Origin of the sequence: Candidatus Borkfalkia ceftriaxoniphila (assembly GCF_004134775.1) — a bacterium.
In the GTDB taxonomy this organism is placed as follows: domain Bacteria; phylum Bacillota; class Clostridia; order Christensenellales; family Borkfalkiaceae; genus Borkfalkia; species Borkfalkia ceftriaxoniphila.
Genome location: NZ_SDOZ01000005.1, coordinates 151438 through 172437 on the forward strand (window position 1 = coordinate 151438; position 21000 = coordinate 172437).

General features: G+C 49.9%; 11 protein-coding genes and 1 riboswitch. Of the genes, 6 read left to right on the plus strand and 5 right to left on the minus strand.

All coding sequences use genetic code 11. From position 1 onward, the window contains the following. Window positions 1-320 precede the first annotated feature (320 nt). The 5 genes from ESZ91_RS11405 (at window position 321) to ESZ91_RS11425 (ending at window position 14746) form a co-directional block, all read left to right on the plus strand. Window positions 321-797, plus strand: a complete 477-nt coding sequence (locus tag ESZ91_RS11405; protein ID WP_161971163.1) for an ABC transporter permease — start codon at window positions 321-323, stop codon at window positions 795-797. 74 nt (window positions 798-871) lie between these two features. After that, window positions 872-962: riboswitch (cyclic di-GMP riboswitch) on the plus strand. A 54-nt stretch (window positions 963-1016) separates the two neighbouring features. Then, window positions 1017-1799 carry a hypothetical protein gene (locus ESZ91_RS11410; protein ID WP_129227398.1) on the plus strand — a complete coding sequence of 261 codons (783 nt, stop codon included), beginning with the start codon at window positions 1017-1019 and terminating at the stop codon, window positions 1797-1799. 82 nt (window positions 1800-1881) lie between these two features. Next, complete coding sequence (locus ESZ91_RS11415) at window positions 1882-10521, plus strand: leucine-rich repeat domain-containing protein (protein ID WP_161971164.1); 8640 nt, start codon at window positions 1882-1884, stop codon at window positions 10519-10521. Beyond that, window positions 10518-13862, plus strand: a complete 3345-nt coding sequence (locus ESZ91_RS11420) for a leucine-rich repeat domain-containing protein (protein ID WP_129227402.1) — start codon at window positions 10518-10520, stop codon at window positions 13860-13862. Before ESZ91_RS11415 ends, ESZ91_RS11420 begins: the two co-directional genes overlap by 4 nt. Further along, window positions 13859-14746 carry a hypothetical protein gene (locus ESZ91_RS11425; protein ID WP_129227404.1) on the plus strand — a complete coding sequence of 296 codons (888 nt, stop codon included), beginning with the start codon at window positions 13859-13861 and terminating at the stop codon, window positions 14744-14746. Before ESZ91_RS11420 ends, ESZ91_RS11425 begins: the two co-directional genes overlap by 4 nt. Before the next feature lie 39 nt (window positions 14747-14785). Here ESZ91_RS11425 and ESZ91_RS11430 read toward each other — a convergent pair whose 3' ends face one another. From ESZ91_RS11430 to ESZ91_RS11450, 5 genes are all read right to left on the minus strand, one after another. Continuing rightward, complete coding sequence (locus ESZ91_RS11430) at window positions 14786-15373, minus strand: hydrolase (protein WP_129227406.1); 588 nt, start codon at window positions 15371-15373, stop codon at window positions 14786-14788. A gap of 73 nt (window positions 15374-15446) precedes the next feature. Continuing rightward, window positions 15447-16358 (minus strand): aldose 1-epimerase family protein, encoded by a 912-nt coding sequence (locus ESZ91_RS11435; protein ID WP_161971165.1) that lies wholly within the window; start codon window positions 16356-16358, stop codon window positions 15447-15449. Window position 16359: 1 nt separating this feature from the next. Continuing rightward, entirely contained in the window at window positions 16360-17199 is an 840-nt protein-coding gene (locus ESZ91_RS11440) for a class II fructose-bisphosphate aldolase (protein ID WP_129227410.1), read from the minus strand. A 4-nt stretch (window positions 17200-17203) separates the two neighbouring features. Then, entirely contained in the window at window positions 17204-18598 is a 1395-nt protein-coding gene (locus ESZ91_RS11445) for an L-fucose/L-arabinose isomerase family protein (protein WP_129227412.1), read from the minus strand. A gap of 1 nt (window position 18599) precedes the next feature. Continuing rightward, window positions 18600-20072 (minus strand): FGGY-family carbohydrate kinase, encoded by a 1473-nt coding sequence (locus ESZ91_RS11450; RefSeq protein ID WP_129227414.1) that lies wholly within the window; start codon window positions 20070-20072, stop codon window positions 18600-18602. A 94-nt stretch (window positions 20073-20166) separates the two neighbouring features. Here ESZ91_RS11450 and ESZ91_RS11455 point away from each other — a divergent pair, with 94 nt between their 5' ends. Beyond that, window positions 20167-20982, plus strand: a complete 816-nt coding sequence (locus tag ESZ91_RS11455) for a PocR ligand-binding domain-containing protein (RefSeq protein ID WP_129227416.1) — start codon at window positions 20167-20169, stop codon at window positions 20980-20982. The last annotated feature ends 18 nt before the right edge of the window (window positions 20983-21000 follow it).

Genomic DNA, 21000 nt, shown 5'->3' on the forward strand with positions numbered 1-21000 from the left:
TTATCTATACGAAAAGAGAAACCGTTACGGTTTCTCTTTTTCGTAGGATTGAGATATCGTTAATTTTGTACGGGACTCCATACGGCGTAAAGCGTGATGCAGGTTACGGCGATGGAAAAATCGTATTCAAATACGCGGCTTTTTCCGTGCTTTCGTGCTTGATTTCATCTATCGTCGGGCTGCTCGTCGGAATTTTTTTACTTCCTCACGCTATATTCCCCGCTTTTTCCGGCGAGTTGTTTATGCCCGCTCTTGCGAGCACCTTCACCCCGTTTCCGGTCTTTGGGCATCGCTCTTTCCGCTACAAAGCGCATTTTATAATGACCGTCGTATGCGTTGCAGGATCTACCGCGCTGGTCTTTGCAGGTTTTTCCCTTTTGAACGTATCAAAAGGCAACGGTTCAATCGCAATGATTTCCGCATTTATCATCGCTTTTGCCCTATTATTGTGCGTATTCGTCATTTACAATCTCACGAATATGAACATCGGCGAACGCAAACGGGAGATCGCCACACTGAAAGTGCTCGGTTATCGCGACGGCGAGGTGACGGGTTATATCTACCGCGAAATATTTATCATGGCGTTCATCGGCGCCCTTTTAGGAATTCCTCTCGGCTGCGCGCTCGTCGGTTTCGTATTCGCTTACCTCGATTACGGATCGTTGGCGGATATAAAATGGTGGTCATTCGTTTTATCTGCCGCCGTCGTACTCGTGTTTATCGGTTTAGTCGATCTGCTTTTGTCACATAAGATCCGCGCCGTAGATATGACATCTTCTCTCAAATCCATAGATTAAGTTGACTTTGCACGACAATTATTTTCCGAAAGCATTGACTTTTTTTATTGAATATGCTATGATGATATCAAATTATAATGTAAAAGCAAACTCGCGGGAAACCCGAGGACGCAAAGCTATGGGTCTACGTCTTCGAAAAAAAGGATAAGACAGCCGGTTGCCATGAAGCACTTTTTCGTTTCATGGCTTTTTTATTTATTGGGATTCGGGAATACGTCTATGATCAAAGGCAGTACAAAAAAACTGATTTTCGCGGCGGCGGCTCTTTTCGTCAGCCTGTGCCTGGTTTTCGGCGCGGTTTTTGCCTGGTTCACCACGTCCGATTCCGTGGGCACGGACGGTCTTGACTTCGGCGTTACAGGCGACGACAGCAACGGCGTAACGATTACCAGCATCAACGGCGCGAAACCCGACGAAAAAATCATTCTTTATCCCGAAGGAACGTTGACAGTCGGACTGAAAATTACGGACGACATCAAAAATTTCGGCGTTAAACTTGCCGCAGACGCAAGGGATGACAATTTTAATGCGTTTTTTGCCGCAAGAGAAGATCTTCTTTTCGGCGTTTACGAAAAAGGCGAAATTATTTCCGACGCGAGCGGAAACACGGCGGAATACTGGCGCAATTTCGACGCGGCCGCGCCGCTTTCTTCTCTCAGCGAAACCGAGCGGCTCTCCGCGCAAGTCGGATTTTTACACGAATTCGCCCTTCAAAATTCTCTGCATGACGCGATGCAACTCGTTGCCGTCGTAAACGAAAAGAAATATCCCTTGATAAAGGAAAACGACAACGAGATCTATCGCAATTCCGAGTTGACGGTTCTTGCAAGCGCTACGGAGTTCACTCTTTACGTACAATTCGGAACCAACGGCTTTACGCCTGAAATTCAACTGCCCCCCGATGTCCTTCCGCATTTTGAAAGCGGAACCTATCGCGCGCTCAATTATAATTGTTTTCTCAATCACGAAATCAAATTGTCGTTTGAAAACGGCAACGTATAATATTGGTGCCATGAAAAAATTAACCGCTTCAATTAAATCATTGATCGTTCTGCTACTCGTCTGCTGCCTCTCGGCGGTCGGCGTGGTTTTTGCATTTCTAAATCAATCCGTTCATCGCGGCTACCCCGTTCATATTCAGGGCACGAATATTTCATTCAAACTAAACGGAAAAAATTATCTCGATCAGATAGGCGAATCGGAATTGGGGCTTTACAAAAACCGTTCGCAGGAAGTAGACGTGCAAGTGGAAGTCACGGGGTCGGACAGCGTCGTCGCCGATTACCGCGTTTCTTTCGAACTCGAAACGGACGGCTCCGACGCGGACGTAAAACTTTCGCAGGCGATCGAGGTTTACGCTTTGCGCGGCGCTCGCTACGAATTTATCTGTATGCTCGATCAGATCGGCAAAACGGATGACGGCGGCGCCCCCTTCTATACGTTCGGCGGTCAAATGGTGACCAATTACAGCCATTCTTTGCCCTTTTGTTTCGTCTACTCGGGCGAAACCTCCGCAGAGTACGACGAAATAGCCCAAAACGGCGGTTTTACGCTGCGCGCCGAGGCGACCGCCGATATCGCGGGCTCCTCCGCCGATTATGTATTCGCGACCGACAACGATACTTTTGCCGATCATTTTACCGGGCAGGACTCCGTAAACAAGACGATCGTTTTGACGGACGATATCGAAGTTGCCGCCGCGCTCGTATCCAAAGGAAAAGTCGGCATCGATCTGAACGGTCACACGCTCACCCTCCATGCGGATCTGAAAATTTCCTACTCGACGGGAACGGAGGGGCTCGGGATAATCAACGGCAAGACGGGCGGCGGCATTGCGGGCACGGGGCGTTACAAAATTTCGGGAAACGACTGTTATCTCATTGACGACGCCCTTGTTGCGAAAATCGATTATCCCGTCGACGATACAAATGCGGAAAGTATATTCGGCAGCCTTTCATCTATTCTGGATACGCGGCTGAAATCGCTAGATAACGAAAAGCCCTATTATCACGAAGACGATCTCTCAGCGCTCTTCGACGGGCTGAACTTCTATCGGGATTATAAGGAATTTTCAGTCTCTTACGGCAAAGATTCCGTGATCGGCACAGTCACGAACGCCGACGGCACGTCGTACACGGGCATCGTGCCCGACCCGCATAAGACTTCGCGCTACGCCTATTCGATCACCCTATCCTATCAAAACAGTTACGGCAAAACTTTTGGCGGCTACATCAACGTTTTGGGCAGCAGTTTGAAATCGATCGCCGACGATCTGATGACGGCGCTGCCCGCCTGCATTGATTCTTCCGTATTCCTGCGTTCCTACGATACAAGAACCGCGAGCCATATCGAATGGATCGTGGACGACGCCATGGATGGATTTTTATTCAATTCTTTGGGTACGTACCGCCCGAACGGTTCAAGCGGACTGATCGACAAAGCAGAAACTTTCCGCGACAGAGGCGTCGGAATCTACATTAAATTATCAAAAGGCGCGCAAACGGAAGTTTTCTATTACGAAAGAAACGCGGAAATACTTTCCGCGTCAGAGCGTACCGCGCTCTGTTACGAGAACGAGCCCATCGTGTTGCGTCAAAAGGGTCTGGACAATTCGGGAATTGATACCCTCTACGACTTTTACGACGCGATCTCGCGGACTTATCGGCAGAAAGCCGAGATCTCGGGAGTATCCGTAAAGTTGCTGCATTCGGATACGGCGTCGTCCTATCTGTCCGTCGCGACGAGCGCGAGCGACGCGAATTTTGCGACCGTATCCATTGCCGGCCGCGCGTCCATTCCGCAAAACTATGCGGGCGAAGCGGAAATCGAAATTACGTTTACCTATGCCGACGGCAAGAGCCATACCCTCCGGACCGCGGTCAGCGTGCTCGGAGAACTCGCTTACGTCACGCGTTACGACGTTTCTTACCGCCTGCAAAATTCCTTTTCGAACAACGCATATATCGACGGCGATGCGTATTATTTCTACGCGCCCGGCGCTTTACAGCCGCGCGCAGACGGCAAGAGCGTACAGGTGCTCGTCGATTATGAAGCCGAACAGTCCGCGCAAGGATTTGTCATTATAACGTATGAATACGTGCCCATTCGAGCCGAAGACATACAGGATCAAATTGCCTATTTCATCAAAGAAGGCGAAAAATACAGTCTGTATCAAGGCGAAATTTCTCCGCTGCCCGACAGCGTAACTCTGTACGAACGCCGCGCGAATATAGAAATATTGCCCTCTCGCATTCCTACGCTGGACGAAACGACCGTTTTCTTTACGTCTACTCTCTATACGCTGCACGCCGACGGAACACCCTATACCGACGATAACGGGAATAAGTTATACTACGACGCCGTGACGGATACGGCCGCGCCGCTGCAATATAAATTGACGCTTACCGTACAGGGAATTATTCAGAACAGCGACGCGCATATCTCGGATTATTCCCTTTATACCATGCTCCGCGACTGTTTCGACGCAAACAAAGACGGGATCATCAGCAGCGGCGAGGCGCAGGCGGATTGGAACCAGGTGCTCGCGCGCGGTTCCTCTTATGCAAAATCGGTTACCGTCAACGGCACCGTTTTTCGCTATCTGGACTTTTCGGGCGTAAACTTCTCCTCTTTAAAGGGAATAGAATATTTCGTAAATTTGCAGGGGCTCTCTTTCGCCTCCTCGTCGATCACCGATATCGCCTGTCTTTCTTCGCTTACACAATTGAATTATTTAGACCTTTCCGACAATGCGATCACGGATATTTCCGCTTTCGCTTATTCGGATGCGTTGCAATATCTGAATCTTGCGGACAATCAGATTACGAGTATCGAGGCTCTTCGATATCTCCCCGCTCTAGAAACGCTCGATCTGACCAACAACAAAATCACGGATTTCGATCCTCTGACCGTAACGGATTCTTTAATATCTCTGACGCTGACGGGTATGAAGAACGCAAACGGGCAGACGTTCGACAACGACCCCGCGACGTTGTATTCCCTCGCGACCATTCAGATCAACAATCCTACCGTAACGTTCGTTTACGATCAAAACATTTTGATCGGACCTTCCGCCCTAATCGCCGCGAAAGTCATTCACGACGTCGAAGAAATTAACCGCGTCAACCAGACGCTCTACCTCCCCACTACCTATTATTATTCGGACGGCAGCGAAATTTTCGCCTATAAACTGAATTGGTTTGCCGACGACACGCAGACCAATCTTATCTTTCAATACACCGACGGCGAGTACAGCGGTTATACCGTCAGCGCACCGCTCTTTGAAAAACAGGTGACTATACGCCTGCAAATCCATTTGCCGAACAGCACGAATTATTACACGGTCAGCCGTTCTTTTACGCTGACGCTCGAAACTTCCGCCTCGAATCACGACCAGGCGTACGTCTATGACCCGTCCGTGCAGTATTATATCCCCGCGGAAGAGGCGTTTCCCGATTTGGCGCTCCGCAATAAGGTATTCGACACCTTCAATAAAATCACCGGGCAGACGATCGAGATCAAATTAAAAGACGGCTCCGTGATTACCTATAACGAGACCGCCGTATTGTCCGCCGCCGATTATGAACGCTGCATGGCGGCGCAGACGAACATCGACTGGTCGAACGCGGGGATCCGCGATCTGAGCGGGATCCGAATTTTAAAAGATCTTCTGACGCTCACTCTCGACCTTTCGGGCAATGCAATTATCAGTCTGGAACCCGTTGCAAGCCTCACTTCGCTTACGGGACTGATCCTCGGCGGCAAAAATTACGATTTTTCCGAACTGTATTCGGCAGATAAACTTACGACGCTAAAGATGCTCGACGTTTCTAAAAGTTACGGCCTTGACGAAGAGAGCACGTTGAACGCGCTCTATCAGGTGTATCTGAACAATTCTTCCGTTTCGGTTTATTTGAAAAACTCGTCGCAGGTCTGGGATCCTTACGAAACGCTGCTGCCGAAAAATATCCGCAATTTGCCGTCAGTGCTCGCGTTCGTCAATTTGAACGAGAGTTATCCTATTTATGGCAGTGCCGACGCGACTTCCTTTGATTTTACTTTTTACGATCAACCCTCCCCCCTGTCCTTTACGGTCGACAGCGTGACGATCTACGAAAATCAAAAAGCAAATATCACAAAAGGCACTTATTTTCAATTTGATTCGAACGCCATCAAATATATTAAATTATACGGCTGGTCGGAATCCGCTTTTTTAAAAATTTCGATCAGCGCGAACGACGGACATTTAAACGGCGACGGAACTTTCTTATATGTCACGGGCGAATATTATGTTCAATTAAACGCGCAAGACGCAGGCTCGAAAATATTTGTTTATAACGATTCGAAATATCCGGAAGATTTTACGGTAATGACTTTGTCCGAGTTATTTGTTTCGCGCGACTTAAGAGAATATTTATTAGGCAGACAATACGGTCATTTTAATGGAAGCGATTATTTTAGAATTAAAAAAACTCCCGAAGATAAAAACGGAGACGGAAAAATCCAGTCCGACGAAGTCACTTTAAATTTTATTCTCAACAATCGGGATAACAATCCAAAAAAATATTTTGTCGATGATTATGGAAATTACCATATCGGCGTTCAAGGAGTCAATGATAATCTATCGTTAAACAATAATAATTTTACGATCAACGGAGCCTTTGACCGCGGAGAAAATTTTTTACACGGCTTAAAATACTTGCCCGGCGTAAAAAATTTGACGATCTCTCGCGACGCGAATCTCGGCGACGGGTCAGAGTTAGTCAACATAACACAACTCACTTTAAATTATTCTGCGGTGGATCTGACGACCATTACGCAACCATTACCCCTGTTGGAAAGCCTTACCATACAGAATTTCAACTCTTTGATCGTCAACGCAAAAGCAATGAAATATTTTCCTTCGCTTACCGCTTTGACAATCGTAGGAAGCAATTCGGGATATTTACAGGATTTCACCTTTTTGGAAGGTCTGATAAATGAAGACGGGACATCGATGATTCGCAACCTAACCATGCAATCGGTCATCCAAAGCAACGCGAACATCGGCATCTCCGTTTCAAATGCGGAGTTTGTCAAAGAACTCTACATTGCAGCGGGAAACGCCCTTTCCTCGGCGGACAACACCTTAACGACTCCCTATGGCGGACTGTCTTTCAAGGTTGGAACGGCAAACAAAAATAACGATACGGGTGCATTCTTTATCGTTTTGCCTGACGGCACATACGGTACAGCCGCCAAGAACACGGCGAGCGCGCTCGTTACAAGTTGGACGGCGCCTGCAAACGGCAGTTTCGACACGACGAGATCGGAGGCGCAAAACTATGCCACGGTCACGAACGCCATGCTCGACATGGGATTACAGTATAAACAGCCTGCCGCCGAAACTTTCTATTGGCTAAATAAAAAAACGTACAGTTTGCCCATTTCCACTGTACTGACGCTGCCCAAAACCACGGGTGCCACGTGGTTTGCTCTGCAATATGACAGTACGATTTTACGTTCGTATGACATAACCTGGCGCGTACTCGTCAATACGAGCGACACAATGGATAACGCGGGTACGGACGGCGGAATGCTTTTATCCGATTCACTCACACAACTCCCTTGCGGTACGCTGACAGCGACTGCGAACGAATATGTGTTCACTCTCACGGCAAACTGCTATGTGGTAATTTTGGGGCTTGTCTCGCCGCCGTCGGGCGTTTCGGGAAATACGTATAGTTATGTTTATCATTTCGTTTCGGGGAGCGGCGACGGATTTTATAGCAACGTGGAGGATTATAACCTTCGCGCAACTTTATTTGCCTCCGCCACGCAGGACTCAAACAAACAAATTATAGACTTCAGCGACAGCAATGCGGTTTTTCTATATAAATTTACGAATAATAAACTCACAGAAAATCGTATCGGAACGGTTTTCGATCCTCTGCCGAACTGTACGGATAAACCGAATTATCCCTATAAAGTTTACACTTTAAAGGGATTCACGAAAGTTCTTTCCGCGACCGACGGACTGACAAAAGACTGGGGCTCCAAAATCATAAGGCTCGGTTTTTCCGATCATAAAATCACGGACATTTCCGACCTGGTACAGTTGCGGGAGAATAACAGCGCGATATATACTTCTTTGCAATCGTTGGATCTTAACTTATTGACGCTCAATCTGCCCGACGGTTTCTCCGCGGCGTTCCCTGTTTTGACAGATCTCAGCGTCAGCGGCAATATCGCTTTCACGCCCTACGATCTTCAAAAACTTTGGAGCGGCACGAGTGACAATCCAAGTTCCACGATCCGATTACTTTATATCGACGGCACGCGCTGCCGCGCCTCTTATGACGCGCTTGTGCAACTGTGCGCGATCGCAAGCGGAAATGCTTCCAAGAGTTTTTCCGCGCTCGCCTGGAACAGCACGGAGGCGAACACCGTGACCGCTGCCGAATTGCAGGTGTTTCAAAATACGATCGGACACGAGAATTCCGTGACCGCTCTGAACGGGACGCTGACGAGCAGTTCTTCCCTGACGGACGGTTCTGAAACCGCGCTCATCGGCGGCATCGGTTATACGTACACTTGGGAGGCTTATACATTCTTTACCGCGCGCTCGGTTTCGCAAAACCCCGTAGACACGACCGTCGCGGTGAGCAGTAACGCCAACGCGCAGTTTGTCGGGGTGCGTTTTCCTGTACGATTTTCAAGGCCCGACTCTACGAGCGTTCTGTATATAGCGGGCGACGAGGGCGATCATGATATTTCATATTTCGATTCCCAACTTGTCAGTTATCTTTTTGCCAATAATTGCTTTACCGAAACAGTTGCCAACTCCAACCGATGGACGTTGAATCAAAGCGTTACCGTTGAAACAGATATCGGGATCAGCGATTTGAAAAATCTGCATTTATTGCAAAACGGCGCGTATGGCGTGACCGTCGCAGCAGGCACCAACCCGCTCGCATATAAAAACGAAACGTATACGGTAAAAGAAAATAAATTGCCGACTCCAGGCGGTACGGTTTTCAAATTTTTGTCTGTCGATCTCGTGAATTTGGATAAACAAGGAACCATCAAAGACTTTTTATATTATGACTCGATAGATTCCGTCTATACGGTCAAACTCCCCTCATATCTTTGGATGGGCGGCAACAGAGAGATAATCGTCTGGTCGATATCGGGCAATATTTCCCAAACCGACGCGCAAAACTACATTACCTTTACGACCGATGCCGACGGCGCTATACTCATGATCATCGACAGTTCCAAAATCCCCGCAAATGCGGGAGTCGGAGAATATCTCCATACGCTCACGGCTACCGTCAACGGCACGTCGCAGAAGTCCGAGTTTACCATTCGGCACGGAGCGGAAACTTCAAACGCGGCGATCTATTACGATACGTATGTGCAGGTCGCAGTTGTGAACGGTCAGATCGTCTTGCAGAATGCCGCGGGCGAAACGTATTATGTTGTAGAAGGCGTTACCGCGCCCGACGCCACGCTCTATCTTTATAACAATAAGTTTTATACGCAATATCGTTCCGGCGCGGTGGAAATCCCCGTCGTATTCGCATCTACGATCATTCAGAGCGGACGTTTCCGCGACTGGCTGCAAACGACGAAATTGAACAACGACGAGGGAAAAGTTTTCGGCGATTCAGACGCAGTCAACGGATATATCCTTTCGAAGTCGTTTATCGGTTCTGTCACCGCTCTGTCTTTCGGCAATTTCGGAGAAACGAACTCAAAAGGCATCACCTCGATTTCAGGTATCGAAATTTTCTACAATTTAAAAAACCTGACCGCGGCGGCGGGCGCATTTTCGAATATCGAGGCGCTTTCATCATTACATTTGACATCGTTCGTATATGGAAATTCAGATGTCGGCATTACCGACTTCCGTAATTTCATCATCAATGATTTCACGCCCCTTTTAAAAGGATCTCAAAATACGCTCGAAACCTTTTCGTATAACGGATTGGGAACGACGCAGATGACCGATCTAAATTTCCTGCTCGGATTTGCTAAACTGAAAACCGTGAACATAGCCACAAGCACTTCGCTCGCCGGCAATGCGAACGGATTGTCGTATCTGCGCACTTCTTCTTTCCAATATTTGCTGAACGCGCTCCATGATAAGGGCGTAAACGTATTCGTCCACAAGGAATTGGCCGTTAAATTCGGATTGACTTACGACACGGATTTGAAAAACGGTACAAACGTTTATGCGCTCGTATCCTCGGCAGACTTTGCGCAAGCGTCGGAAATTCTTTCGCGATTCGCGGGAACAGAACAGACGGTAACTCTGGAAAACGGATACCGTCTGACCGCGGATATAAGTAATTACGCGCAGGAAGGTAACAACATTATCATGAAACTGCCCGCGGCGATCAACCGCGACGGGACGCTGTACCGCATCGAATGGAAACGGGCAAGCGCCAACGTCGCCGTAAACGGTTATTATCTCACAAAAGCACTGCAAATCGGAAACACCTTATTCGACGCCGATATCCCGCTTACCGCCTCGCAGGCACAGACGATTCTCGCTTCTACAGAGTACTATGCCGCGCAGAAATCGGGCGAAACGCTCCTATACTCTTCCGTGACCGTTCAACTGACAAATCCCGCTGTCCCTGAATCCTGCATAGACGCGCGCGCGGTATGCCGCATATTCAGCGACGGATACGCTTACGAAAGAACGTTTACATTGTCCATGAGAGGAAATACGCTATGACACGCAAACGCAAAATCTTAATAATATTGCTTGTTCTCGCGTTTGCGCTGTCGGCGATCTCCTTCGGCGCGGTCTACGCATACAACGTGCTGGTCCGTTACAATTATAACGTAAAGGCGGAAACGCCCCTGCTTTCGGCCTCTGTTTCCGAGGACGGAGCGACGCTCACCGTGACCAATGCGGGCGGCGCATACACGACGAAATGCGACGTTATTCTGACGATGGAAGGCGCGGGCACGCTGAACGCACAGGCACCCGATCTGCTCGTAACCTATTCGGAAAACGGCAAAGAGCGCGTTCGCTCCGTCTACAAAAATCTCGCACTGAACGGTAGTTCGACCGACTTTCATATCGAAAGCGCGAGCGCCGTCGAAATTCTGGCCGTCCGTCCCGCGGAGGCTGCGTATAACGGAGAAACGGTCGAATACCGCAACGCTTATGTTTCCTCGACGCAGGATCTGAAACTTTTAAACACGCAGGAAAATTATAATAATCCCTTTGAATTTATCGGCAACGCGCTTTCGAAAAATACCGTGGCGTATGCGGTCTGCCTCATCGACGATATTACGCTCGACGAATCGCTGACGCTGAACTTCCCCTGTTCCCTCGATACGCTCGACAGAACCCTTACGCTGCAACACGATCTTACGATCCGCCATTCCTATGCGGGACGGTTTTATCTTGCGGGGCTAAAACCCGTCGCCATAAGCGACGGCGTCACTTTTACCGTGATCGCTCCCAAAGGGTATTACGACGTTTCCGAAACGCTCGGATTGAACGAACAGAATTTTATCGGCACATTCGATTATGCAACGTACGGCGACGAAATTTTAAACGACGCTTTGAACTTTGCAAAAACATTTATTCCCGAACGCGTCTGTAAAAGCCTGCTCCTTCCTATGCAATATCAAAGTTTCGGCGTAAACCTCTATTATGAGTTCGCAGATACAAAAATTCCTTTTTACGGTGAAATTTCCGAAAAAGGCGCACTGCAAAGGAAAGAAACGACAGAACGTTACATAATCACCATTACGGCGGAGCGAGGCGGAAAAAAGCGCGTCGCTACGGCTGATTTCCGAGTGATCGGTACGGGCGATAGCGCCTTTTCGGAAGTTTTGGGCGAAGTCCTGTCCGAGCGGATTTACGCCGAAAGCGAGGATACCGAACTCCTGTCCGTCCTCGGCGAGCTATGCGCCGCAGGCGATTTTTCGCAGGCATTTACGCTACAAATTTCCGATAACTCGGCCCTTCCCGAAAACGACGAAAATACGGTGAAATTTTTTGCCAACGGCACGGCGGCACAGAGCGTACAATTTGTTTACGACGCCGCAAACGGCTATCTGACGGCCGATTCGGTAAAAATCGAATCATTTTTCTTAAGAAGAGGCGCGCTCCCCGTTGCCGAAAGTATCACGCTGACGTTGATCGTAAATTCGGTCAGCACGGAAAAAATCTTTTCCGTCAGACAGGCGATCGTCGAAGAAGCGCTATATTATCTGCGGGATTCTTCGCCCGCGTTCATCACCAATCAGCCGTACAGCGTGCTGAATCTTCGCGCGGACGGCCTGTACCTCGGCAACACCAAGATCACTTCGTCGAAACTCAATTTAACGGCTCTGCGCTATTGTCTGGTCACGTCCGACGGTACGACGGATACAACCGTCGACGCAGCCGCTTATTTCACGCTCGGCGATGATGGGCTGACGCTTTCGCTATTAACTGATCAGACGGAAATTCCGAAAAATTTATACCTTAAGTACGAATGCGCGTTTTCGGGCGAAAATGCGCCGCGCATTTTAAAACAGCGCGTCGTACAGGCGATCCCCGGCTCTGGCGGCGAAAATACGGGATTCGAGAGCAACAACCCTTTCGACGCTCTGTTTTTAAGTTCGGAAGTCAACTGGTTGGAAGGCGGAACGTTCGAAGTGCCGCCCACTTCTTCATCCTATTTTGCCGACATCGAGATCCTCAGCGTCGGCGGCGAAACCTACAACGCGGCAAAACATAAACTCTGTTATCTCGATTATTCCGGAAACGAGTTCGCACACGCGGGAAACACTTATTATAAGATCATCGAATTTACGACCGACCGAAATTATGTTCCCGATTCCAACACGCCTGTAAAGGTGCGCTGCACTTATCTGGAATCGGAAACCGAAAGCGTAGTGCTTACGCAGGATTATACGTTTACAATACACGGTATTTTCAAATGCGGCGATAATTCCGAATTGGTCGGCGATAAATCGGGCTACACCCCTTACGTATTCGAAGACCAAACCTTTTATCAAATGACGATCTCCTTGCTCGACGCCGTTTACGTTTCCGAACTTTCGGACGGCGCGAGGCTTATCCTTTCGGACAGCAAATATTTTCAAGGCACGCTCGATTACTCGAAACTTTCTTCTTTGGCGCCCGCAGAGGGCGTGCGTCTCGACGGAATCGAACGGCTCGCGAACAGTCCGAGCATAAATTTTCACGGCGTGAAGATCGCGGATCTTTCCGCTTTTGCCGCCTACGAAGGCTCTGCCTTAAAGACGCTGAATTTATCGGACTGCGCGCTTACGGACGGCATACTGTACGGGCTTGACGCCGAAAACTCCTGGATTTACGGTCTGCATCTGATGAACGCCGACCTTTCCGCCAACAGCGTTTCCCGCACCGATAAACTTTTGGCGCGAACGGTCGCAAGCCTCGATCTGTCCTCGCAGAAAAACGGCTGTTTAAGCGAAATCGGCGGATTAAATAACTTGATGGAACTGACGAACCTTACCCTGTCCGACAATGCGATCTATAGGTTCGAGACGCTAAAAAATCTGAAAAACCTACGTATTTTAAAGATAGACGGCAATCGGTTGAACGATCCCATGTACGGTACGGACGGCGCGTTGAACGTGCCCGTTTACGTGTGGATGATCAAGACGAACGCCGTCGGGATCTACGCGCAGAAAGACAGCGACGTTGCTTTGAAAATTTCGGACGGAAATGCAAACAAGTTCAGCGAAGGCGGCTGTATCGATACGAAAACGGCGGCGGGCTGCGTTGCGCTCAACGCTTTCGCCATGCCAACGAAACTGTACAGCCAAAATGCGAAAACGAAGTTGGAAGCGGATATCACAGGCTTGAACGTCTCCGATTATCGTTTTCGATTTTCCGATCTGAACGGCGTTACCGATAATTCTCTTACCTATATTGTGGACTATGCGAACTCGTCTGTAATCAGCGGTACCCTTACCGACGACGCGGCGTGCTGTTACATTGTGGCGGCGACAGATCTGAGCGGCAATGTTACGGCGTACAGAGAATTTTCCGTCACTGTTTATTACGCGGAGGTCCAGTCATGAAAAACCGCAAAAAAATAATGATCGCATCTTTTGCCCTCGCCGCGGCGCTGCTCGCCGCCGCGGGTACGATATTCGCTTGGTTCATCAAGCCGCAAAGTTCGGTGGTCGTAGTCACCGGCGACGCCAGATTACAGGCAAGCGGATATTATGCCGTAGTTTCGACGGAAGAGAGCGCCGTCCCCGAATATAGACCACTCGACAAAACAAGTCTTACAAAAATTACCGACTTAGACCAAAACCACTATATCGCTTTCCTTTTCGACGTGACGAATCAGACCGAAACGGACGTCAATCTTTCTTTGCGGCTCGGAGAATTTTCGGAATATATTTTCAGTTTGTTTTCCGATTACCGTGCGGAATGCGGCGAGCAGTCCTCCGCCGCGTTTACGCCTTCGGAAACTTTGCTGAATAATGCGATGGCGCTCGCCGCCGCGCATACCGCAAAATTCACGCTCTCTTTCGACGATTTCAATTACCGCTATGCCGATGTTACGGAACAAACCGACGTCGCCTTATCGACGGACGGTTATCTGTGGCGATACGCCTTTTCCGAAAAAGTCGCGGAAAATATCCCGCTTGCACCGCAGCAGTCCCTTTCGCTATGCTTTTCTATGGTCATTCGCCAATCGATGGAAGCAATCGACGCTTACCGCGGCTGGCTGTGCGGAACCGCGTCCCAGACGGGTTACGGGCAATCTCGCTGCGCTAATCTCGGCTACACAAAAACTTTCGACGCGCTGACAGAAAATGAACGGGCGATCGTAGACGCATATCTTGCCTTTTTCATGCAATGCGAGATCGACGCGCTGAATGCAGACGATCTGACGAACGCACAGTTCAATCTGGATATCGATTATTTTGAATTTATCGGCGAGAATGCATAAATTCGGCATAAAAAAAGACGGTCAAAAGACCGTCCTTTTTTATACGCCGCGTTTTTCGTCGATATATGTCGCTTCCAGATCGGAAACGTGCATGAGCACGGCGAGAGGATATTTATCGTACGCCTCGCTGATGGAAGGATCCCAGCCCTTGACACGGGTATCGAATCCGCCCATGTGCCAGTTGATCGCCATCGCCTCTTCGCGCGTCAGGCGCATGAAACTGCTGATGATATAAACGGACTTTTCACCGTGGCCGAAAGGAAAAAGTTCTTCCCTAGCATAATAGGGCCTGCGCACCCATTCGCCGTTTTCTTTGACGTTGCGGAAATCCTGTTTGTAAAAATCGATCTTGCAAAGATCGTGCAGCAAACCGCAGACGGCAATAGATTCGTGCGGTACGCGTTCCTCCCAGATTTCGCCGTATTCGTTCTGCACGGCAAACAACAGCCTCTTATATGTATTGACGCTGTGTTCGCACAGTCCGCCCTCGTAGGCGCAGTGATAGCGCGTACTTGCGGGCGCACGGAAAAAATCCGATTTGAAAAGATATTCCCGCAATGCCGCGGCGCCTTCGCGATGGATACAGGCGTCGTAAATGTTTAAAAATTCTTCTTGTTTGTCTTTCATTCGTCACTCCTTTGCGTTCAGTTTACCATATCTTTCGGCGCATTGCAAGCGACTTATCAAAAACAGCGTAAATTTAATCGAGCGGCGTTACGCTCAAACGGAGGCGAAAGGATATTTCTTCGTTCGGAGCGATTTTCGAGTAGTGAAAACCGTCGTCCAATTTCGTCGTGCACGGTTCGAGTCCGAGCGCGTAATCTCCGCTCGCCATGCTCTTCCACTGCACGAATTCGGGAAGCATATCGCCAGAATACGCGAGGCTGAAACGCTTTTGAATTTTCTTGTTTTCCAGAGAAACGCAAGGCTCTTTCAGCCGCAAAAAATAACAGGTCTCCTCCTCTTCGGGCACGGGCGCGGTAATGATACTCCTTTGCGCGGCACGTTCTTTTGCCCATGCCGTGCGTGGAATTGCCTCTTCGATCTCCGCTCTGATCTCGGCGCCCTCGTCCAGCATGGGATAGCCCACGTTCACATGATACAAAAGGCAATAATCCTCTTCGCGGAATCCGAGATTGACGAGCGTATCTTTCAAAGTGACCGTATCGGAACCGATATCTGAATAAATTCTGCGTTTCAAGAGCAGATTTTTTCCGAACAGCGCGGTGTCGGAAATCTCGCCTTCGACAAAGATGCCCCTATTTGAACATTCCGCGCGCGTGATCTTTGCAGCGCGGCCGTGCAAGGTTCCGTGCAGAGGAAATCCCTCGCGCGCGCCTACGCTGTCCAAACCGCAGGTATAGACCATGCCGCCCTCGAACCGCTGCAAAAAATCGCCGTGTTCGGCTTTAAACCCGTTTTTGGACACAAAAGAAATATTTTTTCCCTCGCAGTATAACTGCATTATGTCCAAAGCCTTGCTCTCGTTGAGCAGAAACCGAATTTTGCCGTTGTCGCAATCGAGCACGCGAAGACCGTTCGCTCCGCCCTCGGTCAAGGTATATCGGCGCAAGGACGCGACTTGCTGAAAATTTGAAATTTTCGCGTCCACCCTACGCCTCCCGGCCGCTGAATACACGGAGCGTACGTTCGGCGTTTGCCGCCATGGCATTCTGTGCGCGAAGGGCCAGATCGTGGTAGAAACCCGTTTCTTTTTCCTCGGCCTGCGCCTTTGCAGCCGCGTAGCCCGCATACGACATATAGGTATAGTAGTTGATCTTGGAAATGCCGCGGGCGATGACTTCGCGGTACTGTTCATCGCTGATGCCGCTGCCGCCGTGCATGACGAGCGGCGTATCCGTGCGCTTTGCGACCTCGGATATTACGTCCATATTGAGTACGGGTTTGGTCGCATAAATTCCGTGCGCCGTACCGAAAGCGATGGCGAGCGCGTCGATATCCGTACGGGCGATGAAATCGGGCACGAGCGCGGGATCGGTATAGAGCGCACTGCCGCCGCCGTTTCCGCCCTCACGGTTGGGAAGGCGTCCCAATTCCGCCTCGACGTCCGCGCCGTGCGCGTGCGCGTAATCCGTCACCTCGCGCGTGCCGCGGATATTCTCTTCATAAGAAAGCGCGGAACGATCGATCATGACCGAGGTAAACCCCAAATCAATGGCGCGCTTGCAGTATTCGAAATCTTCGCCGTGGTCGAGGTGCACGCACACGTTTACCGAACTTGCCTTTGCAAGCGAGAGCATGACGCGACCTATCCTTTCGAGGGGCGCGACGTTCTCATGAATCTGGGCGTGTGACACGATGACGGGCACGTCCAGTTTTTCCGCGCTGTCAAGAACGGCGAGCAGGCATTCGAGATTGGGGGTATTGAACGCGCCGACCGCTATGCCGCGCGCGTTTCCTTCCTTTAAAATTTCTTTCAATCCGACTAACATAATGTTACCTCTCGATGTCCACGAGTTCATACCCGAGGTAGGTCGTAAACGCCTCTTCGAGCACTTTTTTCATATGTCCGACGCCCACCGTGGTATGGTGCTTGAATCCGCCCTTGGCAAGCCGCAGAAGTTTATTCTGCAAATCGGGGATCTCCGCCACGCCGCCGCACCCGAAAAAGGCAGATTCGATGGGTTCGCCCGTAAATTTTGCTTCGCTCGCATAGACTTTCAGTTTGCCGTTTTCGGTAAAGCAGTTGGAAAAAGTCATGTCGAACGCGGCGATACGCCCCTCGTTGGAACCCCAGCCGCTGCCCGGGTCGCCTTTGGCAAACATTTTATGTTCGGTCACGACGCCTTTGCCCGCCATCAACGACTGCGCTACGGGCCCGCAATGGAACAGGATCACCTTGTTTTCCTCTTCGCCGTAGTTGTTGTTCCAGTCGAGGCAAGCGGTCGGCCTTTCCGACGCCAAAGCCATGGCGCGCATGGTGATCGCCGAGCACAGGTCGATCTCACACGAGGCGACTATGCCGCGGTCGTTGAGTTCGGAAAGCAAAACGCAGGGACACACGCGCAGAATGGTTTCCATTTCATTCCAGCAGCGCAGGGATATAGCGTCCAGTTTGTATTCTTCGATATACTCGTCGATGACGACGGAAATTTTCGCGAGCGTCTTTTTGTTGTTTTCGGGCACGCGCGAAAAATCGGTGTAGGCTTCCAACCGCTCGATCTTTTTAAGAACGGCGCAATCGTCGTCGCTCTTTTTCTGCACTTTAAAAACGAGTTCGGAAAGGTCGAAACTTTCCACGTTGATGCCGTAGCGCTGCAAGGCGACCTCGTCGAAACGCACTGTCTTGAACGCCGTCGTACGCGCGCCGATACAGCCGAGATTAAAGCGTTTCATGCCCTTGACCACGCGGCATATCGCGGCAAAATCATCGAGATTGCGGCGGAAAGCGGCGGAGAGCGGATGCACTACGTGCGGTTTCATGACCGTAAACGGTATTTTATACTGATAGAAAACGTCGGTCACGGAAAATTTACCGCAAAACGCGTCGCGGCGCTGTTTGAAATCCATTTTGCCGATCTCGTCGGGATACGCCTGCATGAGAATGGGAACGCCCGCGTCCTGCAAGGCGGTCACCGCGCCGTTCTCGTCGATAAAGATCGGCATACAGAGAATGACGCCGTCGTATTCGCCCTCATGGCTTTTCAGCCAGTCGTGATAGAGTCGGCCTTCTTCTCGCGTTTCCACCGCGCCGTAGCGGGTAGCGCCCGCATCCATCACCAGCGATTCGTGTCCCGCATCGGCAACGGCGCGCATCATGTCGGCGCGCGCGCCTGCAATGAGTTCCGCGGGCATAAATCCGCGGTTTCCGAAAAACAATGCAAATTTCATTTTAATAAAACTCCTTTAACGTCTGATATAGTTTTTTATATTTCGAATATTGTTCCTCGTACGCGGCGTGCAAGTCCGCATCGGGAAAAAATTCTTCCCGATACTGCACGAACAGTTTTGCCGCCTCTTCAAGATCTGCAAACTGCCCCATCGCCACCGATTGCAGCATCGCGCAGCCGCACAGCCCCCCTTCGCTCGAACGCAGCGTTCGGAAAGGAATGTTTTCGATATCCGCTTTCGCTTGCAGCCACAATCCGGAATTGGCGCCGCCGCCCGTTGCCGTCGCGCCCGTAACTTTTATCCCGTAAGCAGACGCGGTTTCGAGATTCAGTCGCATTTCCATCGCTGTGCCTTCCATGACCGAGCGATATACGTCGCGGTCGGTCGCCCGCAACGTGAGGTTCAGAATCGCGCCCTTTGCATGGATATTCTGATACGGCGTCGCCGCGCCGCCGAAATACGGGAGCGTAAGAATGCCCGTAGGCGCGCGTTTCATATCCTTTTCGATATAGGAAAAAAAGTTTTCTTCGTTCCCGCGATACCCGTGCAGCAACTCGTCCTTGAACCAGGAAACGAGCGAACCGTTCGAATAGTTGAACATATACGTGCAGTACAATCCCTTTACCGCATACGGGACGCAGGGATACCCCTGCTCGCCCATCGTACAGTCCGAAGGTTTTTTCGAAAAGACGGTGGTGATACATTCGACCGTGCCCATTCCGTCTACCGCATCGCCCTCTTTTACGACGCCCGCCCCCAATGCGGCGCAAATCTGGTCGTGCGAGCCGAGCACGAGCATACAGTGTTCCGAAAGCCCCAGATCTTTCGCGACGCTTTTTTTGATCATGCCGACGATACTGCCCGTCGGCATGGGTGTGGAAAACAGAGAAACGGGCACGCCGAGTTCGTTTAAAAAGTCTTCGTCAAAGGTCAGTTTTCCGATATGGAACGCACCCGTGCGGGAGGCGAGAGCATAGTCGATCGCACGCTCGCCCGTCAAAAGATACCCCAGATAATCGCAGATAAGCATCGCTTTGTCTGCCCGCGCGAAAATTTCGGGTCGGTTTTGTTTCAGCCACAAAAGTTTACTGACGGAAAACAGGCTCTGCGGCAGCGAACCGAGATTCTGAAACAAATATTCGTTCGTAAATTTTTCCGAGATCATCTCCGCCTGTTCCGCGCCGCGCGCGTCGGTATATAGCATGGGATCGAATAAAATTTCATCGTTTTTATCTAGGAGCACGAACGATTCCCCGAACGTGGAAATACAGACGGAAGAAACTTCGCGTTTTGCCGCGACTTCCGAGATCATGGAAAATACCCGTCCGCGGATCGCGGCAATATCTACGTATAATTCGCCCTCCGCTTGTTTGAGCGGATATTCCGTAATTTTATATTCGAGAATTTCCCCTTTGTCGGAAAACAATTGGCATTTGCAGCAAGTCGTCCCCACGTCCAGACTCAAATAATTCATATTTTCACCTCGGCCTTATTTTACTTGATTTTTTTCATGCGGTATAGTATTATTTGTTTATAAATATGGTAATTTTGTATTAAGGAATACTAATATGCAACCGTACGATCTGCAAAAAATGCAGGAACTCCTGCACGACTTTTATAACCTGACAAAAATCAAAATATGTATTTACGACAATGCGGAAAACGAACTTTGCTATTATCCCGAAAAACTCACGGATTTCTGCCGCTGTCTGCGCGCGGACGAGGTCATGGACGCGCGATGCAAAGAATGCGACCGCCTTGCATTTGCGGCGTGCAAAAAGACGCACAGGCGCCACGTCTATACGTGCCACGCCGGACTGCTGGAATGTTTTTCGCCCATTCTGTACAACGACAATATCATCGGTTATATCGTGATCGGGCAGATCAAAGCGAGCGAACACGCCGATTTTTCCACCATAGCCATGCGCTTTCCCGAACAAAGACGAGAAGAACTGCGAGAAAATTTCAACCGACTTCCCTCCGCGGGCATGGACAAGATCAATTCCGCCATCCATATCCTCGATGCCTGCGCGGGATACGAATATCTCAAAAACCTGATCAGCGCGGCGGAAAGCAAGATCGACGCCACGATCGGCGCATATATCAACGAGCATCTTGCGGACGATCTGTCCGTACAGGCGCTTTGTTCCCGCTTTCGGATATCCCGATCGGAAATGTATTCGATTTTCAAGGAATATTTCAATTCATCCGTAGCCGATTTCGTAAAAAACCGCAGGCTCAACCGAGCCTGCGCGCTGCTTCGGGAAACCGAACTGCCCGTCAATAAGATCGCGGAACAGTGCGGGATTCCCGACTATAATTATTTTTCCAAAACTTTTAAAAAGTACTGCGGCATGAGCCCGCGGGAATTCCGTAAAAAATAAAGGAGCGGCAATAAAAAT

Coding starts and splice junctions, on each gene's coding strand:
- ESZ91_RS11405 (WP_161971163.1), top strand. CDS start 321: ATGACCGTCGTATGCGTTGCAGGATCTACCGCGCTGGTCTTTGCAGGT.
- ESZ91_RS11410 (WP_129227398.1), top strand. CDS start 1,017: ATGATCAAAGGCAGTACAAAAAAACTGATTTTCGCGGCGGCGGCTCTT.
- ESZ91_RS11420 (WP_129227402.1), top strand. CDS start 10,518: ATGACACGCAAACGCAAAATCTTAATAATATTGCTTGTTCTCGCGTTT.
- ESZ91_RS11425 (WP_129227404.1), top strand. CDS start 13,859: ATGAAAAACCGCAAAAAAATAATGATCGCATCTTTTGCCCTCGCCGCG.
- ESZ91_RS11430 (WP_129227406.1), bottom strand. CDS start 15,373: ATGAAAGACAAACAAGAAGAATTTTTAAACATTTACGACGCCTGTATC.
- ESZ91_RS11440 (WP_129227410.1), bottom strand. CDS start 17,199: ATGTTAGTCGGATTGAAAGAAATTTTAAAGGAAGGAAACGCGCGCGGC.
- ESZ91_RS11445 (WP_129227412.1), bottom strand. CDS start 18,598: ATGAAATTTGCATTGTTTTTCGGAAACCGCGGATTTATGCCCGCGGAA.
- ESZ91_RS11450 (WP_129227414.1), bottom strand. CDS start 20,072: ATGAATTATTTGAGTCTGGACGTGGGGACGACTTGCTGCAAATGCCAA.
- ESZ91_RS11455 (WP_129227416.1), top strand. CDS start 20,167: ATGCAACCGTACGATCTGCAAAAAATGCAGGAACTCCTGCACGACTTT.